Source organism: Acinetobacter sp. ANC 3929 (genome assembly GCF_000369405.1).
Classification (GTDB): domain Bacteria; phylum Pseudomonadota; class Gammaproteobacteria; order Pseudomonadales; family Moraxellaceae; genus Acinetobacter.
In genome coordinates, this window is sequence record NZ_KB849994.1 from 86,467 (window position 1) to 103,840 (window position 17,374).

The 17,374-nt window shown below is 40.4% G+C and carries 29 protein-coding genes and 1 pseudogene; 26 read left to right on the forward strand and 4 right to left on the reverse strand.

Annotated elements, in window-relative coordinates; all coding sequences use genetic code 11:
- Positions 1-7: 7 nt before the first annotated feature.
- From F909_RS19310 to F909_RS19300, 3 genes are read right to left on the reverse strand one after another with little or no spacing between them, the layout of a single operon-like run.
- On the reverse strand, positions 8-235 hold the full coding sequence (locus tag F909_RS19310) for a hypothetical protein (protein ID WP_005144891.1): 228 nt from the start codon (positions 233-235) through the stop codon (positions 8-10).
- 30 nt (positions 236-265) lie between these two features.
- Positions 266-565 carry a hypothetical protein gene (locus F909_RS19305; RefSeq protein ID WP_005144892.1) on the reverse strand — a complete coding sequence of 100 codons (300 nt, stop codon included), beginning with the start codon at positions 563-565 and terminating at the stop codon, positions 266-268.
- 57 nt (positions 566-622) lie between these two features.
- A complete protein-coding gene (locus tag F909_RS19300; protein WP_005144894.1) occupies positions 623-1,354 on the reverse strand; it encodes a S24 family peptidase in 732 nt (243 codons plus the stop codon).
- A gap of 119 nt (positions 1,355-1,473) precedes the next feature.
- Here F909_RS19300 and F909_RS19295 point away from each other — a divergent pair, with 119 nt between their 5' ends.
- From F909_RS19295 to F909_RS0120050, 5 genes and pseudogenes are all read left to right on the forward strand, one after another.
- Positions 1,474-1,752, forward strand: a complete 279-nt coding sequence (locus F909_RS19295) for a hypothetical protein (protein ID WP_005144896.1) — start codon at positions 1,474-1,476, stop codon at positions 1,750-1,752.
- Between the two features lie 8 nt (positions 1,753-1,760).
- Entirely contained in the window at positions 1,761-2,057 is a 297-nt protein-coding gene (locus tag F909_RS19290) for a hypothetical protein (protein ID WP_005144899.1), read from the forward strand.
- A 17-nt stretch (positions 2,058-2,074) separates the two neighbouring features.
- Positions 2,075-2,335, forward strand: a complete 261-nt coding sequence (locus F909_RS19285; RefSeq protein ID WP_005144901.1) for a hypothetical protein — start codon at positions 2,075-2,077, stop codon at positions 2,333-2,335.
- On the forward strand, positions 2,332-2,628 hold the full coding sequence (locus F909_RS19280; protein WP_005144903.1) for a hypothetical protein: 297 nt from the start codon (positions 2,332-2,334) through the stop codon (positions 2,626-2,628). The genes F909_RS19285 and F909_RS19280 overlap by 4 nt, the downstream gene beginning before the upstream one ends.
- Positions 2,625-2,976, forward strand: a pseudogene (locus F909_RS0120050) (hypothetical protein). Before F909_RS19280 ends, F909_RS0120050 begins: the two are co-directional and overlap by 4 nt.
- A gap of 11 nt (positions 2,977-2,987) precedes the next feature.
- On the opposite strand, the gene F909_RS21460 reads toward F909_RS0120050, so the two are convergent.
- A complete protein-coding gene (locus tag F909_RS21460; RefSeq protein WP_005144904.1) occupies positions 2,988-3,206 on the reverse strand; it encodes a hypothetical protein in 219 nt (72 codons plus the stop codon).
- A gap of 79 nt (positions 3,207-3,285) precedes the next feature.
- Between F909_RS21460 and F909_RS19275 the strand changes: the two genes are divergently transcribed.
- From F909_RS19275 to F909_RS19180, 21 genes are all read left to right on the forward strand, one after another.
- Positions 3,286-4,146 (forward strand): hypothetical protein, encoded by an 861-nt coding sequence (locus tag F909_RS19275; RefSeq protein ID WP_005144906.1) that lies wholly within the window; start codon positions 3,286-3,288, stop codon positions 4,144-4,146.
- Between the two features lie 5 nt (positions 4,147-4,151).
- Complete coding sequence (locus F909_RS19270; RefSeq protein WP_416202058.1) at positions 4,152-4,898, forward strand: ATP-binding protein; 747 nt, start codon at positions 4,152-4,154, stop codon at positions 4,896-4,898.
- Positions 4,898-5,125, forward strand: a complete 228-nt coding sequence (locus tag F909_RS19265; protein WP_005144913.1) for a hypothetical protein — start codon at positions 4,898-4,900, stop codon at positions 5,123-5,125. The genes F909_RS19270 and F909_RS19265 overlap by 1 nt, the downstream gene beginning before the upstream one ends.
- Positions 5,122-5,559 (forward strand): hypothetical protein, encoded by a 438-nt coding sequence (locus tag F909_RS19260; protein ID WP_005144914.1) that lies wholly within the window; start codon positions 5,122-5,124, stop codon positions 5,557-5,559. The genes F909_RS19265 and F909_RS19260 overlap by 4 nt, the downstream gene beginning before the upstream one ends.
- A complete protein-coding gene (locus F909_RS19255) occupies positions 5,556-5,771 on the forward strand; it encodes a hypothetical protein (protein ID WP_005144917.1) in 216 nt (71 codons plus the stop codon). The genes F909_RS19260 and F909_RS19255 overlap by 4 nt, the downstream gene beginning before the upstream one ends.
- Entirely contained in the window at positions 5,768-6,196 is a 429-nt protein-coding gene (locus tag F909_RS19250; protein WP_005144922.1) for a hypothetical protein, read from the forward strand. Before F909_RS19255 ends, F909_RS19250 begins: the two co-directional genes overlap by 4 nt.
- Positions 6,193-6,351 carry a hypothetical protein gene (locus F909_RS21190; RefSeq protein WP_005144923.1) on the forward strand — a complete coding sequence of 53 codons (159 nt, stop codon included), beginning with the start codon at positions 6,193-6,195 and terminating at the stop codon, positions 6,349-6,351. The genes F909_RS19250 and F909_RS21190 overlap by 4 nt, the downstream gene beginning before the upstream one ends.
- A gap of 14 nt (positions 6,352-6,365) precedes the next feature.
- A complete protein-coding gene (locus F909_RS19245) occupies positions 6,366-7,130 on the forward strand; it encodes a hypothetical protein (RefSeq protein ID WP_005144931.1) in 765 nt (254 codons plus the stop codon).
- A 391-nt stretch (positions 7,131-7,521) separates the two neighbouring features.
- Positions 7,522-7,782: a hypothetical protein gene (locus F909_RS19240; protein ID WP_005144933.1), complete on the forward strand. Its 261-nt coding sequence runs from the start codon at positions 7,522-7,524 to the stop codon at positions 7,780-7,782.
- Positions 7,783-7,922: 140 nt separating this feature from the next.
- Positions 7,923-8,153, forward strand: coding sequence for a hypothetical protein (locus tag F909_RS19235; RefSeq protein WP_005144934.1), 231 nt, complete (start codon positions 7,923-7,925; stop codon positions 8,151-8,153).
- Positions 8,154-8,218: 65 nt separating this feature from the next.
- Positions 8,219-8,410 carry a hypothetical protein gene (locus tag F909_RS19230; RefSeq protein ID WP_005144935.1) on the forward strand — a complete coding sequence of 64 codons (192 nt, stop codon included), beginning with the start codon at positions 8,219-8,221 and terminating at the stop codon, positions 8,408-8,410.
- Positions 8,407-9,060: a putative metallopeptidase gene (locus tag F909_RS19225; RefSeq protein ID WP_005144936.1), complete on the forward strand. Its 654-nt coding sequence runs from the start codon at positions 8,407-8,409 to the stop codon at positions 9,058-9,060. Before F909_RS19230 ends, F909_RS19225 begins: the two co-directional genes overlap by 4 nt.
- A 47-nt stretch (positions 9,061-9,107) precedes the next feature.
- Complete coding sequence (locus F909_RS19220; protein WP_032877457.1) at positions 9,108-9,584, forward strand: DUF2280 domain-containing protein; 477 nt, start codon at positions 9,108-9,110, stop codon at positions 9,582-9,584.
- Entirely contained in the window at positions 9,562-11,088 is a 1,527-nt protein-coding gene (gene terL, locus F909_RS19215; protein WP_005144938.1) for a phage terminase large subunit, read from the forward strand. The genes F909_RS19220 and terL overlap by 23 nt, the downstream gene beginning before the upstream one ends.
- An 11-nt stretch (positions 11,089-11,099) precedes the next feature.
- Entirely contained in the window at positions 11,100-12,401 is a 1,302-nt protein-coding gene (locus F909_RS19210; RefSeq protein ID WP_005144939.1) for a DUF1073 domain-containing protein, read from the forward strand.
- A 7-nt stretch (positions 12,402-12,408) separates the two neighbouring features.
- A complete protein-coding gene (locus tag F909_RS19205; RefSeq protein ID WP_228129381.1) occupies positions 12,409-13,842 on the forward strand; it encodes a phage minor head protein in 1,434 nt (477 codons plus the stop codon).
- Positions 13,842-14,069 (forward strand): hypothetical protein, encoded by a 228-nt coding sequence (locus F909_RS19200; protein ID WP_005144946.1) that lies wholly within the window; start codon positions 13,842-13,844, stop codon positions 14,067-14,069. Before F909_RS19205 ends, F909_RS19200 begins: the two co-directional genes overlap by 1 nt.
- A gap of 185 nt (positions 14,070-14,254) precedes the next feature.
- The gene (locus F909_RS19195) at positions 14,255-15,472 is read left to right on the forward strand and encodes a DUF2213 domain-containing protein (protein WP_005144948.1); all 1,218 of its coding nucleotides are present in this window, start codon (positions 14,255-14,257) and stop codon (positions 15,470-15,472) included.
- An 11-nt stretch (positions 15,473-15,483) separates the two neighbouring features.
- A complete protein-coding gene (locus F909_RS19190; RefSeq protein WP_005144949.1) occupies positions 15,484-15,951 on the forward strand; it encodes a structural cement protein Gp24 in 468 nt (155 codons plus the stop codon).
- A gap of 3 nt (positions 15,952-15,954) precedes the next feature.
- A complete protein-coding gene (locus tag F909_RS19185; RefSeq protein ID WP_005144951.1) occupies positions 15,955-16,950 on the forward strand; it encodes a DUF2184 domain-containing protein in 996 nt (331 codons plus the stop codon).
- 71 nt (positions 16,951-17,021) lie between these two features.
- The gene (locus F909_RS19180) at positions 17,022-17,369 is read left to right on the forward strand and encodes a hypothetical protein (protein ID WP_005144952.1); all 348 of its coding nucleotides are present in this window, start codon (positions 17,022-17,024) and stop codon (positions 17,367-17,369) included.
- Positions 17,370-17,374: the final 5 nt, after the last annotated feature.

Here is a 17,374-nt window from a genome sequence, read left to right on the forward strand (position 1 = left end):
CACAGTTTTAGTTTTTTCCATTTTTGGAAAAGATCGGTTTACCTAAGGTGCCTTCTTCACACATTTGAATTATTTGTTCATTTGTTAATACAGGAACAAAGTATTGATCTCCAAAATCCTCAGAAACAATTTTTACTTCTTCAGCGCTTAGAGTTAGCGATTCATTTTTTAAAGCCGCTTCATTAATTTTCTTAATAATCAAATTAATGGGTAAATTATCGTTGTTTAATTCCATCTCTATCTCGTAATATTTTAAGGGAAATTGTTAAGCGCTGTACTTTTCTAAAAACTCATCAATCCAACCTTGCGCTTGATCCAAATTGCTTATATCTGCCAACTTTAGATTAGTACCTTCAGCCTCATTAAATCCCTCGATTATTGCTTCAAAAATATTTGCTTCGTTAATGACTTCCCTTGCCATTTCCGCAGCATCATAGTTTTGCTTGGCTTTCTTAAGTGATGCCACCTGCTTATCAATACCATCACCTATTTTAGACAATGCTGCTTTAAATTCCTGTTTGTTAATAGATAAGGCTGTTTTGGATTTATTGAGTGTACCGATCATGATTTTATTCCTGTAAGGAGTAGTTTGTTTTCAAAAGAGATCTAACTCCTTCTATAACTAGATATCGCCGTCAAATGTATGGGAAACATATCTGCCAATGATACTTATATGCTCAAGCTGATTGGGTTCTACAATTTCTCTTTCGTAGTTTGGATTGTCGCTATCTATGATTAAACTACCATCATATCTACGAGACAACCTCTTGATTTTTAGTTCATCACCATACCTTATTGCATATACCTTTCTATTCTGAACTTGCTCCAAGCTGTTAATAGACTTATCAATAATTACAACACTACCATTTGGAATTCTTGGTTCCATACTGTCACCATCAACATCCACCTCTACAAGATTTTTGGGTGAAACTTTTTTCTTTTGAAACCACTCCATCCGTTGTGCGCACCCAGTCGTCTTGGGTGCTGGTTCAAATTCAACCAGTAGACCATTGCCTGCGGAAAACTTCACATCGACATGAGGGATGATCATAAAAGAGTCTGGATCTAGATCGCTAGGTGCTTCCCAAGCCATAACTGGTCTATAGGTTTCATTGCTTTCATTATTATCAACAACATCAATCATCAAGCCAGACCCATCAAGTAGCCATCCAGAATTCACACCTGTTAAAGATGCTAAAGACTTTAATGTGTCTCTACCTATTTTTCCTTTTTTCCAGTTTGTAGCAGCTTGAGCGGAAAGACCAAGCTTCACAGCTGCACCAGACCAAGATAGGCCAGAATAATCCAAAGATTTTTGAATTCGCTCAACAAGTAGATCCATAGTGATAATCATACAAACAAACCATTGGTTTAAAAGTTTAATGATAAATTTAATTAGATTGAAGCAATCGTAGATTGTATTGATATTAAATCTATGGTTTAATTTTTTAGAAATAACCAAGGGTTTAAATTATGGCTTTAATAACTTCAGAAACTGCCGATCAGTTAGAAATCAACAATCCAATTAAATTTGCATTTCAAAAAGTAGGTGGTCGCACACGTGCAGCACTTTTACTTGGTCGCTCATATATGGCAATGAGCAAAATGGAAAAGCGTGGAGTTTTGCCAAGAACGGAATACACAGGCGAAACAAATTATGCCGAAACTTTAGCAGAACACTGTGAGGGTGCGTTCACGGCTGAATGGCTTAAGGAGCGAGCTAAACCAGATCAAACATTAACAAAGGGGTGAAATCCACAATGAGAGTAATTAAGTCTGGAGAAAAGTTACTTGAACCAATGACGACACGTGTACCAGCTGAAGTTAAACAGCTAGTAGATGATTTAGCAGATGGCAATCGAGCGAAATGGTTGAGAGAGGCCATAGATTTAAAGCTACAAAGTGATTTAGGCCAATCATCAGTTGAAATGTTCAAAAAGGCAAAGAATACAAAGTATTCAAGTGAATACATGAATGTATTCAAAACAATTATTTCTGTATTCCAGATAAGCAAAAAGCCCGAAGTTGCGATTCGAGCTTTTGGCAGTGTTCACTAATCGGAGAGATCAAGAACATGACCAATATATCAAATCAAGAAACAGCGGACAAGGGCGTTGAGTTTAGACCTGGCAATGCTGTTGTGATCAAAACTCAACTTGAATTTGTAGATCGTGCAATCGATTCAGATCAGATCTTTATCGTTTTGAAAGTCAAAGACAGTGGGATAACCATTTTATCTGATGGCCTGCAATTGACAGTTGCTGAGTCTGAAATCCGCCCAGCTACACAAACTGAGCGTGAAGACAAAAAGCGCTTGAACAAGGAGGCTTTATGACAAGTCTCACTCAACAAATGAAAGATTCACGCCAACAAAGCGAAATCCAATCATTTCATGAACCTGCATTGTATTTATTTGGGCATATTTTTGAGATTAAGAAGCAAAGTTCGCTTAGCAAAGGTTATGACGAAAAGAATGCTGCTGTTTCTAAAGAGGAACTAACACATTTAATGATGCGTCAATTTCGTATCACCCAGTGGTTAGCTCAACAGATCATAGTGAGTTTAGTTAAAGCTGATCTCGTACAGGCATTTGGTGGCTATCTAAAGCCAAAGGATGATCAAGCATGAAAAAAAATCAAAAGAAAAAACAAGATGTGACTGTTTCAAAAGCACCTATAGAAACTGTTATCCCGCTTGAACAGCCAGTGAAAATCTACACGGCGAAAGAGCTTGCCGCCATGCCTTTGACTGTTATGAATGCAGCAATAGAGGCTCAAGAAAAATTTTACATGCTTGAAGAAACCACGCATATGGGGGGGGCAAGCTATAAGTGTTCGCCGTCTTATGGAAGATGGGCATTTATTGATTCAAGTAAAAGAAAAGTCACGTACACGATACAAGATCAACAACGAGTTTATTCCACCAAGAATTATTCGTCAGCTTGCATACCGTGGTTTGGTAAAGCTAGGGGGATAATTATGAGTCACTCAACCGTTTTGAACCTCACCACCTTGGAGGATCTCAGCTTTGCATTTTTGAAGAGCTTCAATAACAGCATCAATATGAGTTACATCAATATTAATTATTGCATCCTCAAACTCACCTTCACGTTGATTAAAGTGACCATCAACCTCGCATATAGAAACAAACTTATCTTCTGGATTTGCATATACATCAATTTCATTTTGTTTGCGAATAAGGGCCATTTCTTTTTAATCCTTGAAGTTTTGAAAGAATTTACACCTCTTAAGAGGGGCTTGCAAGGGGCTTCGAAGGGGGTGTTGCATGCGTGATTATGGAAAAGTCTCTCCACATTTTTGGACAGGCACTACTGGAAAAAAACTCCGCAGCAGCCCAGAGGCTGTGATTGTTGCCTTGTATTTAATGACAAGCCCGCATGCAAATATGCTCGGCCTTTATTACATGCCTATTTTATACGTTGCGCATGAAACTGGTTTGGGCTTTGAAGGGGCTTCAAAGGGGCTTCGAAGTGCATGTGAAGCGGGGTTTTGTAGCTATGACGACACTAGCGAAATGGTTTGGGTGCACGAGATGGCACGTTTTCAAGTAGCTGACTCATTAAAGCCAGCAGATAACCGTTGCAAGAGTGTCCAAAAGGATTATGACTCTTTACCGTCAAACCCTTTCCTAGCGGGCTTTTTCGACAAATATGCTACGGCGTTTTGCATGACTTCTCGCCGTGGCGAAATTGCTAAAACAAATAGCCCCTTTGAAGCCCCTTCGAAGCCCCTTGCAAGCCAAGAACAAGAACAGGAGCAAGAACAGGATCAAGAACAAGATAAATCACACACACAAAACGCGGGTGAAAATTCTTGGTCTCCAAATCCTGAAAATCTTTTGAACGTTATCCGCCAAAGCATGGGTATTCAAGCTGAGCAAGTTATCGCTATGCCTGAATTCAATTTTCACTTGGGCAAGTTCAATGCTCATTGGGAAAACAAGATGGATCTCACTGATAACCAACGCACATACAAGTTTGCTACCTGGTTGATCGATGAGTTCAAAAAACCTAAACGCAATGCATCACCGAATAACAAACAAAATCTAAACGTCAATGCTGCACATGGCCAAGTTAAGCAATACGCAACATGTGCTGATGACGTAGACACAGGAGATTCACTGTGAACGCTATGACCAACTTTTTAAAACCAGAGATTCAAAATTCAAACCGTTTTTGTGAAATCCACAAAGAGCGAATGATTTTAGTTGCTGGGCGTGATTTCTGTAAAACCTGTGCGATTAAGGCGGTGGAAAAGGCTCAATCTGAACATATGGTTTCAGTGAATACCTCAGTTCGTGAGAAACACTTTGCAGGTGCATTGCTTCCTGTTCGCCATGCTGAAAGTGGTTTTAAAAATTACAACGTGACCCATGAAGGCCAACGTGATGCAAAGGCAGCATGTCATGCATATGCAAAGGATTTTAACAACCCTGAAATCAAGCAAAAGCGCAATTTGATCATGTATGGACGCACGGGCACAGGTAAAACACATCTTGCATGTGCAGTTGCTAGAAACGTTTTAGATCAGCGTAGTTATGTTCGGTATGTCACCAGTGAAGATATGGCAAACGAGATTGCAAACGCTTGGACAAAAGCGGATGACAGTGAAGCGAGTGCAGTTTGGCGATTCACTGATTACGACTTACTAATCATTGACGAGTATGGTTTGCATGACCAACACGAAAGCCGCTTGCAGCTTGTCCATAAGGTTTTGTATTCACGCTATGACGCAAAAAAACCAACAGTTCTAAGTTCAAATTGGACTAAAGAACAACTCAAGGACAATTTGGGCGATCGACTTTGGTCTCGCTTTCAGCACGATGGGCTTACGATTGTTGAATGCAATTGGGCTGATGCGCGTGCAGGAGAAGGGTGATGAGTGCAAATATAACAATTCAATCAGAAGTGACCGAGATTTCAATAGAGCACGATGTATATAGCGATCTAACTGTATCTGTAGAACAGCACAAATTTAACGATCAAATCAAAGTCACAATTAATGATTTAGCTATCAATCTCGATGATGGCATTGCACTTGAAATGCTGCACTCATTAGCTCAGCACTTTAATTATGAGTTGATTGACAAGGAGCAAAGCCAATGAGTATCACGTTAAATGGACACCAATTAAAAAGTTTACTTGAGTTTTCTGCCCCTGATGGTGAAACCGATATAGATCAACTTGAAACAGAATTGACGATTGCATTTGTGGAGGATGGTCATAGCGGTAAAGGTTATTACTTTTGGATGTCTGAATATCCAGAGGAAGGCTGCATGTTTTTGGCTGACTTGGAGCAAAAACCAAAGAGCAAATACAACTGGTCATTAATACCTGAGCATGTTCAATTCATGGCAACTGATGAGGATGGTATGGCATGTGGTTGGTTAGTGAAGCCACAAATTATGGGAGATGCGTGGAGGAACCAGTCTCATCTATCAGCGTTTTTCAATATCAATGCCAGAGATAATTATTTGAACCATTACCGTGGCGACTGGAAAGAATCACTAGAAAAACGTCCAGAGGAACAAAGCCAATGAAATGTAGTCGATCAGATTGTCTTGTCAGTATTTCAAACGACTTGCCTTGTTTTTGGGGAAACGCTGGACCTGAGGAATGTGAATACGGTGTAAAAGTTAAAGAGCGTCCGATTTCCCGCAGACGTAAACGCAAATTAAGCAAACAGGGCAAAACCGTTTACTGGTCCAAGCATTTAGAACAATACGTGTATGTGATGGAGGATAAAGCATGATTCGAGTTGGTATCGATTGCGGCGTTAAGACAGGTTTTGCCGTAGCAGAAAAAGGGGTTTTGAACCGTGTTGAGACTTTAACCATTACCAAGGCCATGGAAGAAGTCAAAGAGCTATATGTCCAGCATCCAGATTTAATCGTCCGAATTGAAGATGCACGTTTGCGGAAATGGTTCGGATCTACAGATGCGCGACAAGCTAAGTCGGGAGCTGGTGTACGTGAGGGCGTTGGATCTGTTAAACGTGACTGCAGTATTTGGGAGCAATTCTGTAAGGAGCAGGGTATTAAATTTGATTTGGTACATCCTGCGGCAAACATGACTAAAACAAAAGATGAATATTTTAAAAAAATAACTGGCTGGGTTGGTGGAACAAGCGAGCACAGCCGCGATGCAGCAATGCTTGTTTATGGACGGTTGAAATGAGACAGAAAAATAACGATTGGTTGTTAATTATTGCATTCATTGTATTCGTCATTTTTGCAGTGGCGATTAATACATGGAATACGGTTCAAGTTTGTAAAGGTCAGGATGTGTATTGGGTTAATGGAACTCAGCACACATGCAAGTTTTTTAAGTAATAGGAGCGCAAAGTATGTTGATTGAAAAGTTTGATTTTTTAGAATTATTGCGACTAGCTATTGCTCAAAGTGAGGGTAAGGGAAAGATCACTAAAAGTATTGTTTTAGGCGAAATGGCATTGTTATCACCTGGTGCAAAGTTGTGGGCAGAATTGCTACTCGAGCGCGTTGATTTTGAGAGGATTGCAATAGTTACAGAAGCTAAAAAGATATTTGAAACAAATATCATAAACGGTGTGGAAGTAAAAAAACGTATTGATGAGATACCAGGCACAGTGGAAATTAAGAAAGGCAATATTAACTCTGCAGATTTTTTCCGTGTCCGAAATTTACTTGCTGGTAAGATTCATAAGGAAATGATTAAAAAGAATTTTAAACCGAACAATTGCCAGGGTGATTTAACCAATGTGGCCAAAGGTATCGCAGAGGTCGTTTTACGTGGTCATTTATTTGTTAAAAGTATGTGTGGTGGGTGTCAAGGACTAGGCAAGTTAGAAATATACGATTCAAAAGGATATCCATGCGGTGCGAAACCATGCAGTAAATGCAATGCGACAGGAAAGAGACCTTACACACTTTTTGAAAAAATAACGATTGCTAAATTGGATGTTTCTAAATCTGGATATTCGGAACGTTACGAGCGGTTTGAACTTATAGCTGAATCCCAAATCACAATTTGGGAGCACATCATACGAGATCAATTGAAACGATCATTTCATTATGAAGAAAGTGATTATGAAATTACTTTAGAGCAAACCAATTATATTGCAGTGACTTGACATAAACAGAACGGTTCAGTATAAGTATTTCTAAAATGGGCGTTTTATTAATTAGATGCCCTTAAAGGTTTCCAAGGCTCGCTTATGCGGGCTTTTTACGTTTCTGGTCCTACCTATTAGGGATCTTTAAGTTAATAGGCATCTTATCTGGTCAATGAGGTGAGAGAGGGGTGCGGAGTTTTGATAGATAAAACACTACCCTTGGATTGACCACCTAAAGAGGTGAGTATTTACTTGCGGATTGGCGACCCCTTAACACATCAGTCAGCCTTAAACTACGGTACCACTCAGCCCAGTTGTTCATTTTGGATAGCTGGGCTGTTTTATGTTTGGCTTTTTATTTCTGTCATATCATTATGCTATCTTGTAGAAAAACACAGGAATAACAATTATGGCAAAGTTACCAAGTCTTAAAGATCTTTCTAGGGAAGAGTTAGAGGAATTATATAAGTCTCTATATATAGATTATTTAGACCTAGAAGAAGAAAACGAGAAATTAACTTTTGTTGCGGTTGATGCTGTTAAGCAAATGAAAGATAGCAACACTCAGTTAGAAAATAATCAGCGAATTATTGACGAACTTCTTAAGTTAGTACATAAGCATATTGATCAGAGCTTTTCCCTAGACGATATTCCTAAGTTTTTAAACTAAACCCTCACTCGCATTAGCGCAATGCGAGTCACCTAGCCGAACGGATTACGGCATATGAAGCCCCGCTGACATACATGTTATTGGCGGGGCTTTTTATTTTATGTGTTAAGCTGCAATTCATAATTTCATGGATTGTTAAGATGCTTATTTGTATTGGTGGTGATTTGGATGGTGAAGTTGTTCCGAATCGTGAAAGCACATATTTTGAAGCAAGCGAAATAGATCCTAGCAAAGCATCAACATACAATCGTCAGACTTATATTGTAGGTGAAAATACATATCGATTCTGGCTTTGTGCTGAATTGCCATATGCTGAAACTACCGTTATTGCCAACAAACTTTTGGCTCAGAAATATTCTTACCTTTCTTAATATTAATACCCAATAAATTAAGCCCGCCAATTTGGTGGGTTTTTTTATGCCTGTTCGGAGGCTCTATGACTGAATTCCAAAACTTAAAAAAACAAATTAGAGACCTTCAGATTGATCTAAACCATACAGGGAGTTGCACTACTAAAGGTCTCACACAGGAAGAGATAGCCCTTTTAGACGAGCGATTTTTTTCGACTCTAAAAAATAAAAATAAAGTAATCGCCAGAATTAATAATAAACCTGAGGGATTTTTATGAACAGACCTTACCCACCAATACAAGATAATGATTGTGATGACAATATCGGCTATGCCAATACGCAAGGCTTATTACATTTTGAGCCAGCTAATAAAGATTTATGGCCTTGGATAGTAGAAACGTTCTTAGATCCAGCAAGTAAACTTTACAACAAGGATCATGATCACATTATTTGTTTCAGGCCTCCTAAGATCTCATTCCTATGGGCATATACAAAATGTGAAATGAAAGGTCGTGAAGTGATGGGAACAACTGAACAGGTCATGATTAATGTTGGTGGGTGGAAACGGGACAGACAAGAACTACAGTTAATTGATTGGTTCGGGGATGTTCCTAAATTCATTATCACGCTAGACGCTCGTAAGTGTCAGGTGATGGATGATACTGATTTTTGTGCCTTAGTAGAGCATGAGTTATATCATGTTGGTCATAAAATCAATAAGGACACCAACACTTTCGAATATAACTCAATGGGAGAACCTAAGTTATATCTACGTGGGCATGATGTAGAAGAATTTCACGGGGTTGTACGCCGTTATGGTGCTTCAGAGGATGTAAAAGAGATGGCGCGTTATGCAAATAGCAAACCAGAGATTGGCAGAGCTTCAATTGCTCAGGCATGTGGTACATGCCTTCTAAGAGTAGTTTGAATTTTTTTTTGCCATTTACGTTGATGTACGTTGATGGATTGGTGGAAATGGCACGTATTACTAAAAAGGTGAAGCTGTTCATCGTTAAGGTTCTTGCTGAGTTTGAAACTCCAACCAATACAGCAAAGCAGGTTAAAGAAACTTTTAATATCGAAGTATCACCGCAACAATGCGAAAGATACGACCCCACCAAACGAGCAGGATTTGAGTTAAGTGAAGATCTGCGAAATAAGTTTTTTGAATATCGCCGTATAGCCAATGAAGAATTAGAAGCAATCCCAATTGCCAATAAACGTTACCGACTTCAACTCCTACAGCAACTAGTCGATAAATTTCCAGACAATCCCATGTTGACACCAAAATGGGCAGAACAAGCTGCGAAGGAGATGGGCGGGCAATATACCAATAAAACTGAATTGACTGGTGCAGGTGGTGGGCCTTTGCAAAGCGAAAACACTACCTATGTGACTGCTACCGATGAGCAGGTAAGGCAGGCTATAAATGAACTCGAGAGCGAATATTGATCCTGTAAAAATCAAAGCAAAGCGGATTAAGTGTGAGGACGAGCATTTATTTTTTACCCGTGCATTTTTCTTACCACGCATGGGCTTTAAGTTCTCAGTCAACTGGCATCATGAATATATTGTCGACAAGATTGATCAGGTCATATCTGGAAAGGTTAAAAACCTTGTAATTAACGTTCCACCTGGTTCAGGTAAAACCGAATTATTAACTAATCTTATTGCCCGTGGCTTAGCGCGTAATTCACGCTCACGTTTCCTGTATTTGTCGTTTTCACAGTCACTGGTTGAGGATGTATCCGCAACAGCGCGAAACATTGTTAAATCGGTAGATTTTCAAAGCCTATGGCCAGTTAAGATCTCATCTAGTACTGACTCAAAATCAAACTGGAAAACCACTGTAGATGGTTACGATGCGGGGCATGTTTATTCTGCATCAATGGGTGGGCAGGTTACGGGCCGCCGTGCAGGTACATTAGCAAATGATGGCTTTACAGGTGCCATCATTCTTGATGACCCTTTAAAGCCTGAGGATGCATTTAGTAAATCGGCACGCAAGAAAGCTAACCGTAAGATACTGAACACGGTCAATTCACGTAAAGCTAAGTCTGACACACCAATTATTCTAATCATGCAGCGTTTACATGATGAAGATCCGACTAATTTTGTGATGACTGGTAATGTACCTGGTGATTGGGAGCAGATCTGTATTCCTGCTTTGATCGATGATGATTACATCAACCAATTACCTGAGCATATTCAAACCAAGGTACCAAGAGATGTAGAGCGTGATGAACATGGCCGTCAAAGCTATTGGCCATTAAAGGAATCACTTCAATCATTACTGCAGCTTGAAAAAGGCGGTGAAGATAAGGACGGCGCGATTGTTTCTCGTTATACATTTGCAAGCCAATACATGCAGAATCCTAAAAAGCTTGGTGGAGATCTTGTTAAGTCTGAGTGGTTTGGCCGTTATATCGAATTGCCAGTTCTCAAGTGGCGTGCAATTTTTGCAGATACGGCTCAGAAAACTAAAGAGCATAACGATTACTCAGTTTTCTTATGTGCTGGCCTTGGATACGACAATAAGCTTTACATCATTGATGTTCATCGTGGGAAATGGGAAGCACCCGAACTAATCAAAGAGGCTAAAAAGTTTATTACCAAACATAAAGTTAGTAATAACAAAATTGGCAATCTGCGTTATATGGCCGTTGAAGATAAATCTAGCGGTACAACATTAATTCAAACGGTTTCAAGGGAAACAACAATACCGATCAGGGCTATCCAACGTGGCACAGATAAACTTGTCCGCACGATGGACGTGGTCTTTTATGTTGAAGATGGAATGGTTGTATTGCCTGCTTCTGCGCCGTGGCTGTTGAATTATGTTGAAGAGGTAGAGGGGCTAACGGCTGATATGACGCATGATCATGATGACCAATGGGACCCAACTATTGATGCAATTAATAATATGGTTGTTAAGCCATATGATCTTTTAGACTAGGAGTAAGTATCTTGGAAGAGCGCAATCAAACACAAGCGCCAGTCATTGTGAATGATGGCGCTTATGTAAACTTTGTTAGTAACATCAATACAAACCGAGATAAGGCTGCTCATGGTCATTTCGCAAAGGAAACAACCCTTAACGATTATGATTTTGAGGCTGTTTATCAGGATTGGTTAGCTAAAAAAATTGTTAACCGTCCAGTCTTGGATATGCTTCGAGCTGGTTGGTATTTCACTGGGTTAGAAGATGGTCAGATCCTGAATTTGACGGATGAGGTTAAAAGACTTCGACTTTCGGAGCGATTAGCCAATCTTTTAATATGGTCGCGATTGTATGGCCGTGCATATTTGATTCTAGGTGTAGCTGATGGGCAGGCGATTGATCAGCCATTTGAATTGGATAAATTACGCTTAGGCGGTTTGCAATTCCTAACAGTCCTTAAAAAGGGCAAAGTGCAACCGTTAAATCAACAATACATTCCATTAGAGGAAAGTGCTGGTGAGCCTGAACAGCCAATGTATTACAACATCAATAACGGAAATGGAACGCAGACCAAGATTCATTATTCACGAGTAATTTGTGTAAAGCACGGCGATGAAGGTGAATCATTGTTATTGTCCATTTACTATACGCTCAGAAATTTCATTTCCACAAATTCAGGTGCAGCAAGCTTAGTGCATGAGGCAAAAGTGGATGTAATTCGCATTCCTGATTTGATGCCTAAAATTATCGATCGAGCAAAAGACTTGATGGAACGTTTCGGGGCTGCAGCACTGCTTAAAAGTATCAATGGAATGCTGGTGATTGATAAAGATGAGGAGTATCAATCTAAGACCTATACCTTTGGTGGCTTGCCTGAATTGATGCGTGAATTTGCACAGCAAACGGCAGGATCTGCTGATATTCCTTTTACGATTCTTTTTGGTCAAACAACCTCAGGGCTAAATAATAGTGGTGAGTTTGATTTAAGAAATTACTATGATCGGATCTCTACTGATCAGAACTGGATCTTGCGACCCTTACTTGATCGGCTATTTCCCGTGATTTTTAAAAGCCTGCTTGGAGCAATACCAGCAGGCTTTAATTTTGTCTTTTATCCACTGTGGCAATTAGATATTAAGACACGTTCAGAAGTTGAGAAAAACAACACTGAGCGAGATATCAAGTATTTGGAAAAAGGGATTATTACTGAGGCCATGATTGCTAAGCAGCTGCAGCAAGATGGCACTTATGATTTTCTTGATGATGCACATATAAAAGTACTTGAGCAACTGGATGGGGGCTTAGATGACGATACTGACCCACCTTAAACCGATCATGCAGCAGGCACATAAAAAAAAGCCTGGTAGAAAGTCAAAACCTCAGCCTATTTTCGTTTCAAGGAAAACAGAAATTGAATACTACAAGTCGCTATTAGCCATCAGCAATTTATGTCAAAAGGGTGTTAGCGAAGAGATTGAACCCATGTTGAGATACAACATGGGTGATTCAATTGAATTGCATGTTTCAGACGGCGTTTTTTCTAGCATTAAAAATTCAATTGAGAATTTAAAGAACAAAATCGTCAGCAGCATTGAGTTGATAGCAACTCAAGTCGCAACACAAATTGTGATTAAGCAAAAGCAGGCGAGTGATAAGCAGATAGGCGAGATTCTATTAAAAGCAACAGGCTTGGACTTTACTGGCCTTATGCGTGATGAGGATCTACAGAACGCCGTTGATGATGCGATTGCAGCAAATGTTCGGCTTATTCGATCTATACCAAGTCAGTATTTCGATTTAATTGAGGGAGCAATCCTCACAGGCCTGCAGACTGGCCAACGTGCAGAATTCATCAAGCAAGAAATTCTTAAGATTGGGAAGTCTACGGATTCACGGGCATTGCTAATAGCTGTTGACCAACTTGGCAAAATCAATGGGCGGCTAACGCAAATCAGACAGCAAAAACTAGGGATAACACATTATACCTGGTCAACTAGTCAGGATGAGCGAGTAAGGCATTCTCATCGGCTTAGGAATGGGCTTTTATTTGCTTGGGATGATCCACCTGATGATGGGCATCCTGGTATTCCCATTCGTTGTCGTTGTGTGGCCATTCCTTATACTAAGCATTTATTTGATCAGAATGCACCAACGCCTGAGCAGGTAATGGCTGAACAGAAAAAAGGTAAGTCACTTATTGAGCGGCAGAATGATGATTTACTTGGTTGGATGAACAAGAATCAAATTGGAAGAATTGCGAAAAAACTTGCCGAAGATTCTAAAATCCAACGTGTTGCAGAGGTATATGGCTTAACGCTGCCTGAACAGGTGGCTTTAAGATTCTACACAGGTAATGGCTATCGGGATTTAAACCAGATGCTTAACGGCGTTATTAAAGAAGGTGATGGGCTCTATACTGAATTGGTTGCTGCTTCCAAGGTTTTAAGTAGTGCCTTGGATCGTTTGCCTAACTGGGCTAGTCCTGTTGTCCGTAGAACTGAATTACCTGCTTCATTCCTTGCTCAACATCAGATCGGTGAAGTTGTTGAATATAACGCTTTTACAAGTGCTACATATGGCCTAGACGATGTGTTTGATTTTTACCCACATCGAATTGTGATACACTCAAAGACAGCTAAAAATGTTAACTTCATCAGTGAATATAAAGATGAAGAATTTGAAGTTGTTTTTAATCGACCTAAGAGATTTCGTGTATTAGATCGAGTTGAGCAAAATGGTGTTATTCACATTGAATTGGAGGAGCTGTAATGTCAATTTTAGATCTGCCATTAGAGCGACAGAAAGTTATTGCAGAGCAAGATGGATTTGGCAATGATGTAGATTCATGGCGTGAACACATCAAGACAAAATTAGCTGCAGGTAGAGATCGAGTGAACTTGCTTGAAGCAGTTAGTTTTAATGATTTAAGTAAGTCTGAACAATCTGATTACCGCCGTTGGGGTAACAAAGTTAATTCAGGCAATGCTGCAAAATAAATAAGTTGATCTTAGAGAAACCCACTATTAAAGGTGGGTTTTTTATTGCCTGTAGGAAAGTTACTAATGAATAAATGTCTTTGCCGAAACTGCATTTATACCAGTAAGCATGGGGGTTATATGCCTTGTTTAAATCAACCAAAAGGTGGGGGAACTATTCCACCTAAGAAACCTTAGGATGTGAAATGAAACGTTATTTGCTTCACTTAAAGTTAGGTGACTTTGCACCTGCTCAATCTACAAGAACCCTCACTCCTGAGGGTTTTTTATTGTGTAAAGATGCCCGACTTGGCAAGGCACCTCAGGTACGGCAGTACTACGCTGGTGAATTTAATGGGATCGAGGGTTATACCCCTGATCAAGTCATCAATGTCTACAGTTCTGCTGAAGAATTATTTAGACCTGAAACGATTCAAAGTTATCAAGGTGTTGATGTCACTGACAATCATCCACCTGGTAATACAGTAAATGCTGCTACATGGAAAACTCACTCGATTGGAACACTATCAAACGTGCGACAGGAGGGTGATTTCCTTGTAGGGGATTTACTTATTAAAGATAACGATGTGATCAATCAGATCCAAAGCCAAGAGCGTTTAGAGCTATCGCTAGGCTACGGCGCTGAATTGTATTTTGTCAGCGGCACTGCACCAGATGGTACGCCGTACCAAGCTGAATTTAAAAACTTCTACGGCGATCATATTGCCTTAGTCAAATATGGCCGATGTGGTGGTGATTGCCGCATTGGTGATCAAAACCCAAATCCAAACAATATGGAGAAAACAATGCAAATCATTGTAAATGGCATCCCTTTTGATGTTGCTGATAATTCTGCATTAGCTGCAGCACTAAAAAAGGATCAGGACCTTTTGGTCTCATTGCAACAGGCAGCTGATGCAAAAATCAAAATCGGGGATCAGGAATTTTCAGTTTCTGAATTAACGGCAGTTCAAGCCGTGATTGATAAGGTTGTTGCGGATTCAAAGGCCAATGCTGAAAAGGTTACTACCCTTGAAGCAAATCAAGTCACACCTGAAAAGCTTGAGGCATTAGCAAATGAGCGTGCAGCAGTTATCACTGATGCAAAAAAACTCAATGCAAGTGTGAAAACAGAAGGATGTTCATGTGAGCAAATTAAGCGCGAAGCCATCACTGCTAAAGCAGGCGATGCAATCGTTGGTGCAATCCTTGGAACAGTTGCAATTGGTGATGCAAAACCTGAGCAAGTTGACATGGTTTTCCGTGCGCTGGTTGCCACCAATGGCACACAAGGCACATCAAACCCCCTCAATACCATCCTTACAGGTGATAGCACAGCTACCCCACCAGCAGGAGGGAATGGCAGCCCATCTCCGCAGGACCAGGGCTATGACAAAACAACAGCTTGGAAGAAAGACATTTAAGGAGTTTGCGAATGCAACTTAATGCAAAAGTGGCGGTGGTAGGGCAACGCCTAAAAAGTACCCCTGAGGATGTACGCTCAATGCCTATGTCAGGCTCAGGAACGTTAAATGATGGTCAGGTTGCTTGTGATGCAGGTGACGGCGTTCGTTGTGCGGCTGTAAATGGTGTACTCCGACCAGTAGGCATCATTGTGCATCAGCACATTGGTAAAAACGGAACTGACGCAAATGGGAAAGAAGCATATAAGCAATTCGATGTGCCGCCTGTAATGCGTGTTGGACGAATTTGGGTAAAACCTGCAGTACCAATTACAGCCACTGGTGGGAAAGTTTATGTGCGTACAGCAAACGCCACTACTAATAACCCAATGGGCTCATTACAAGCCAGTGCAACAGATGGTACCGAATTGGTTGGTGCAACTTGGGACAGCATTACAAGTGCTGATGGCATGGCTATTGTTCAATTACGCGGGGCTTAATACATGAATCGTGAACAACTTATTAATCGAAAGCTCGCCCTGTTTGGTGGTGTAGCACCAGTGATGCAGGCTCAAGTAGGCGATGCATTTAATCTAAAAAACTTGGTGACATTGCTTGTTAACTTGGAAACAAGTAATGAAATGACACCACAAATGACAGAAGCAACTGAGTATGCTTCTTACATTCCAGTGAAATCTAACTTCCCTGCAGTTGTTGGTACCAAGCATTCTTTACAACGTAAAAACGGTGTTGGCGAAGGTCAGGACCATAGTGGGACTGGTAAAGATATACCTTTGGCCGAAGTCTTTTATGATGAGGTAGATCTAGGGGTTCGTTCTGGTTCAATTGGATATCAATATTCAATTCTTGAATTAGCGACAGCATCTCAGGCCGGTATCTCTCTACAAGAGGATAAGGTTCAAGCTGCACGTTTGGGCTTTGAGAAACACATGTCACGAATTGCTTGGGTTGGTGATCTAAACTCAGGTTTACGTGGCTTGTTTAATCAGACTGGTGTTAATGTTCAAACGGCGTTAAAGGCTTGGGAAACAGCAACACCTGATGAAATCCTAGCAGATGTGAATGACATCTTGTCTGATGCAATTGAGGCGAGTGAATTCAATCCCTCAATTACGCCTGATACGATGATTTTGCCATCAAGCTTAATGCGCGTTATCACTCAACGCCGTATTGCTGACAATTTAGAGACAACTTTGTATGAATGGATCTCTAAAAATAATCTTTTAGCTTTGGAAGGTAAAAAACTCACTATTCGTGGAACGAGTCGAACTGAATCTATGGGGGTAGGTGGTATTCGCCGTATCACTGTATATCGCCGAGATCCAGCTTGTATCGAAATGCGTATTCCGAAAGATTTGGAATTCTTAGCACCTCAGGCTGATGGGCTTGACCTCTTCACACCTGGTTATTACTTGTATCAAGGCGTATGGCTTAAACGTGTAGATAGCTTGCGTTATTTGGACGTTCCTAAAACCTAACCATTAAATTTTAATAATCATGACTAAATAGCCGCAATTAAGCGGCTTTAGTCATTTTTGGAGCAATGAAAATGCCGAAATATACATATCAGGGTGAAATGGGCCGCGTTTCTGCACGTACTGCAACGGGTCCTGTTATGCTGCCGAAAGGCGTAGAAGTAGAAATTACAGATGATCAGCATGAGGCTTTAGCCAATCATCCTGCATTCACTGCCTTAGAAAAATCAGGTGAATTGACTGTCACGGATGTTAAAAAGGCGAAGTCTGGGTCTAAAACTGGTGCTGCTGCAGAAGCGGCTAAGGCTGCTGAAGATGCCAAAATTGCCGAAATCAAAGCCAAGCTAACCGAGCTCAATGTCGAATTTGGTGAAGATGAATCACTTAAAGATCTGCAGGCTAAATTAGCACAAGCCAAATAATGGTG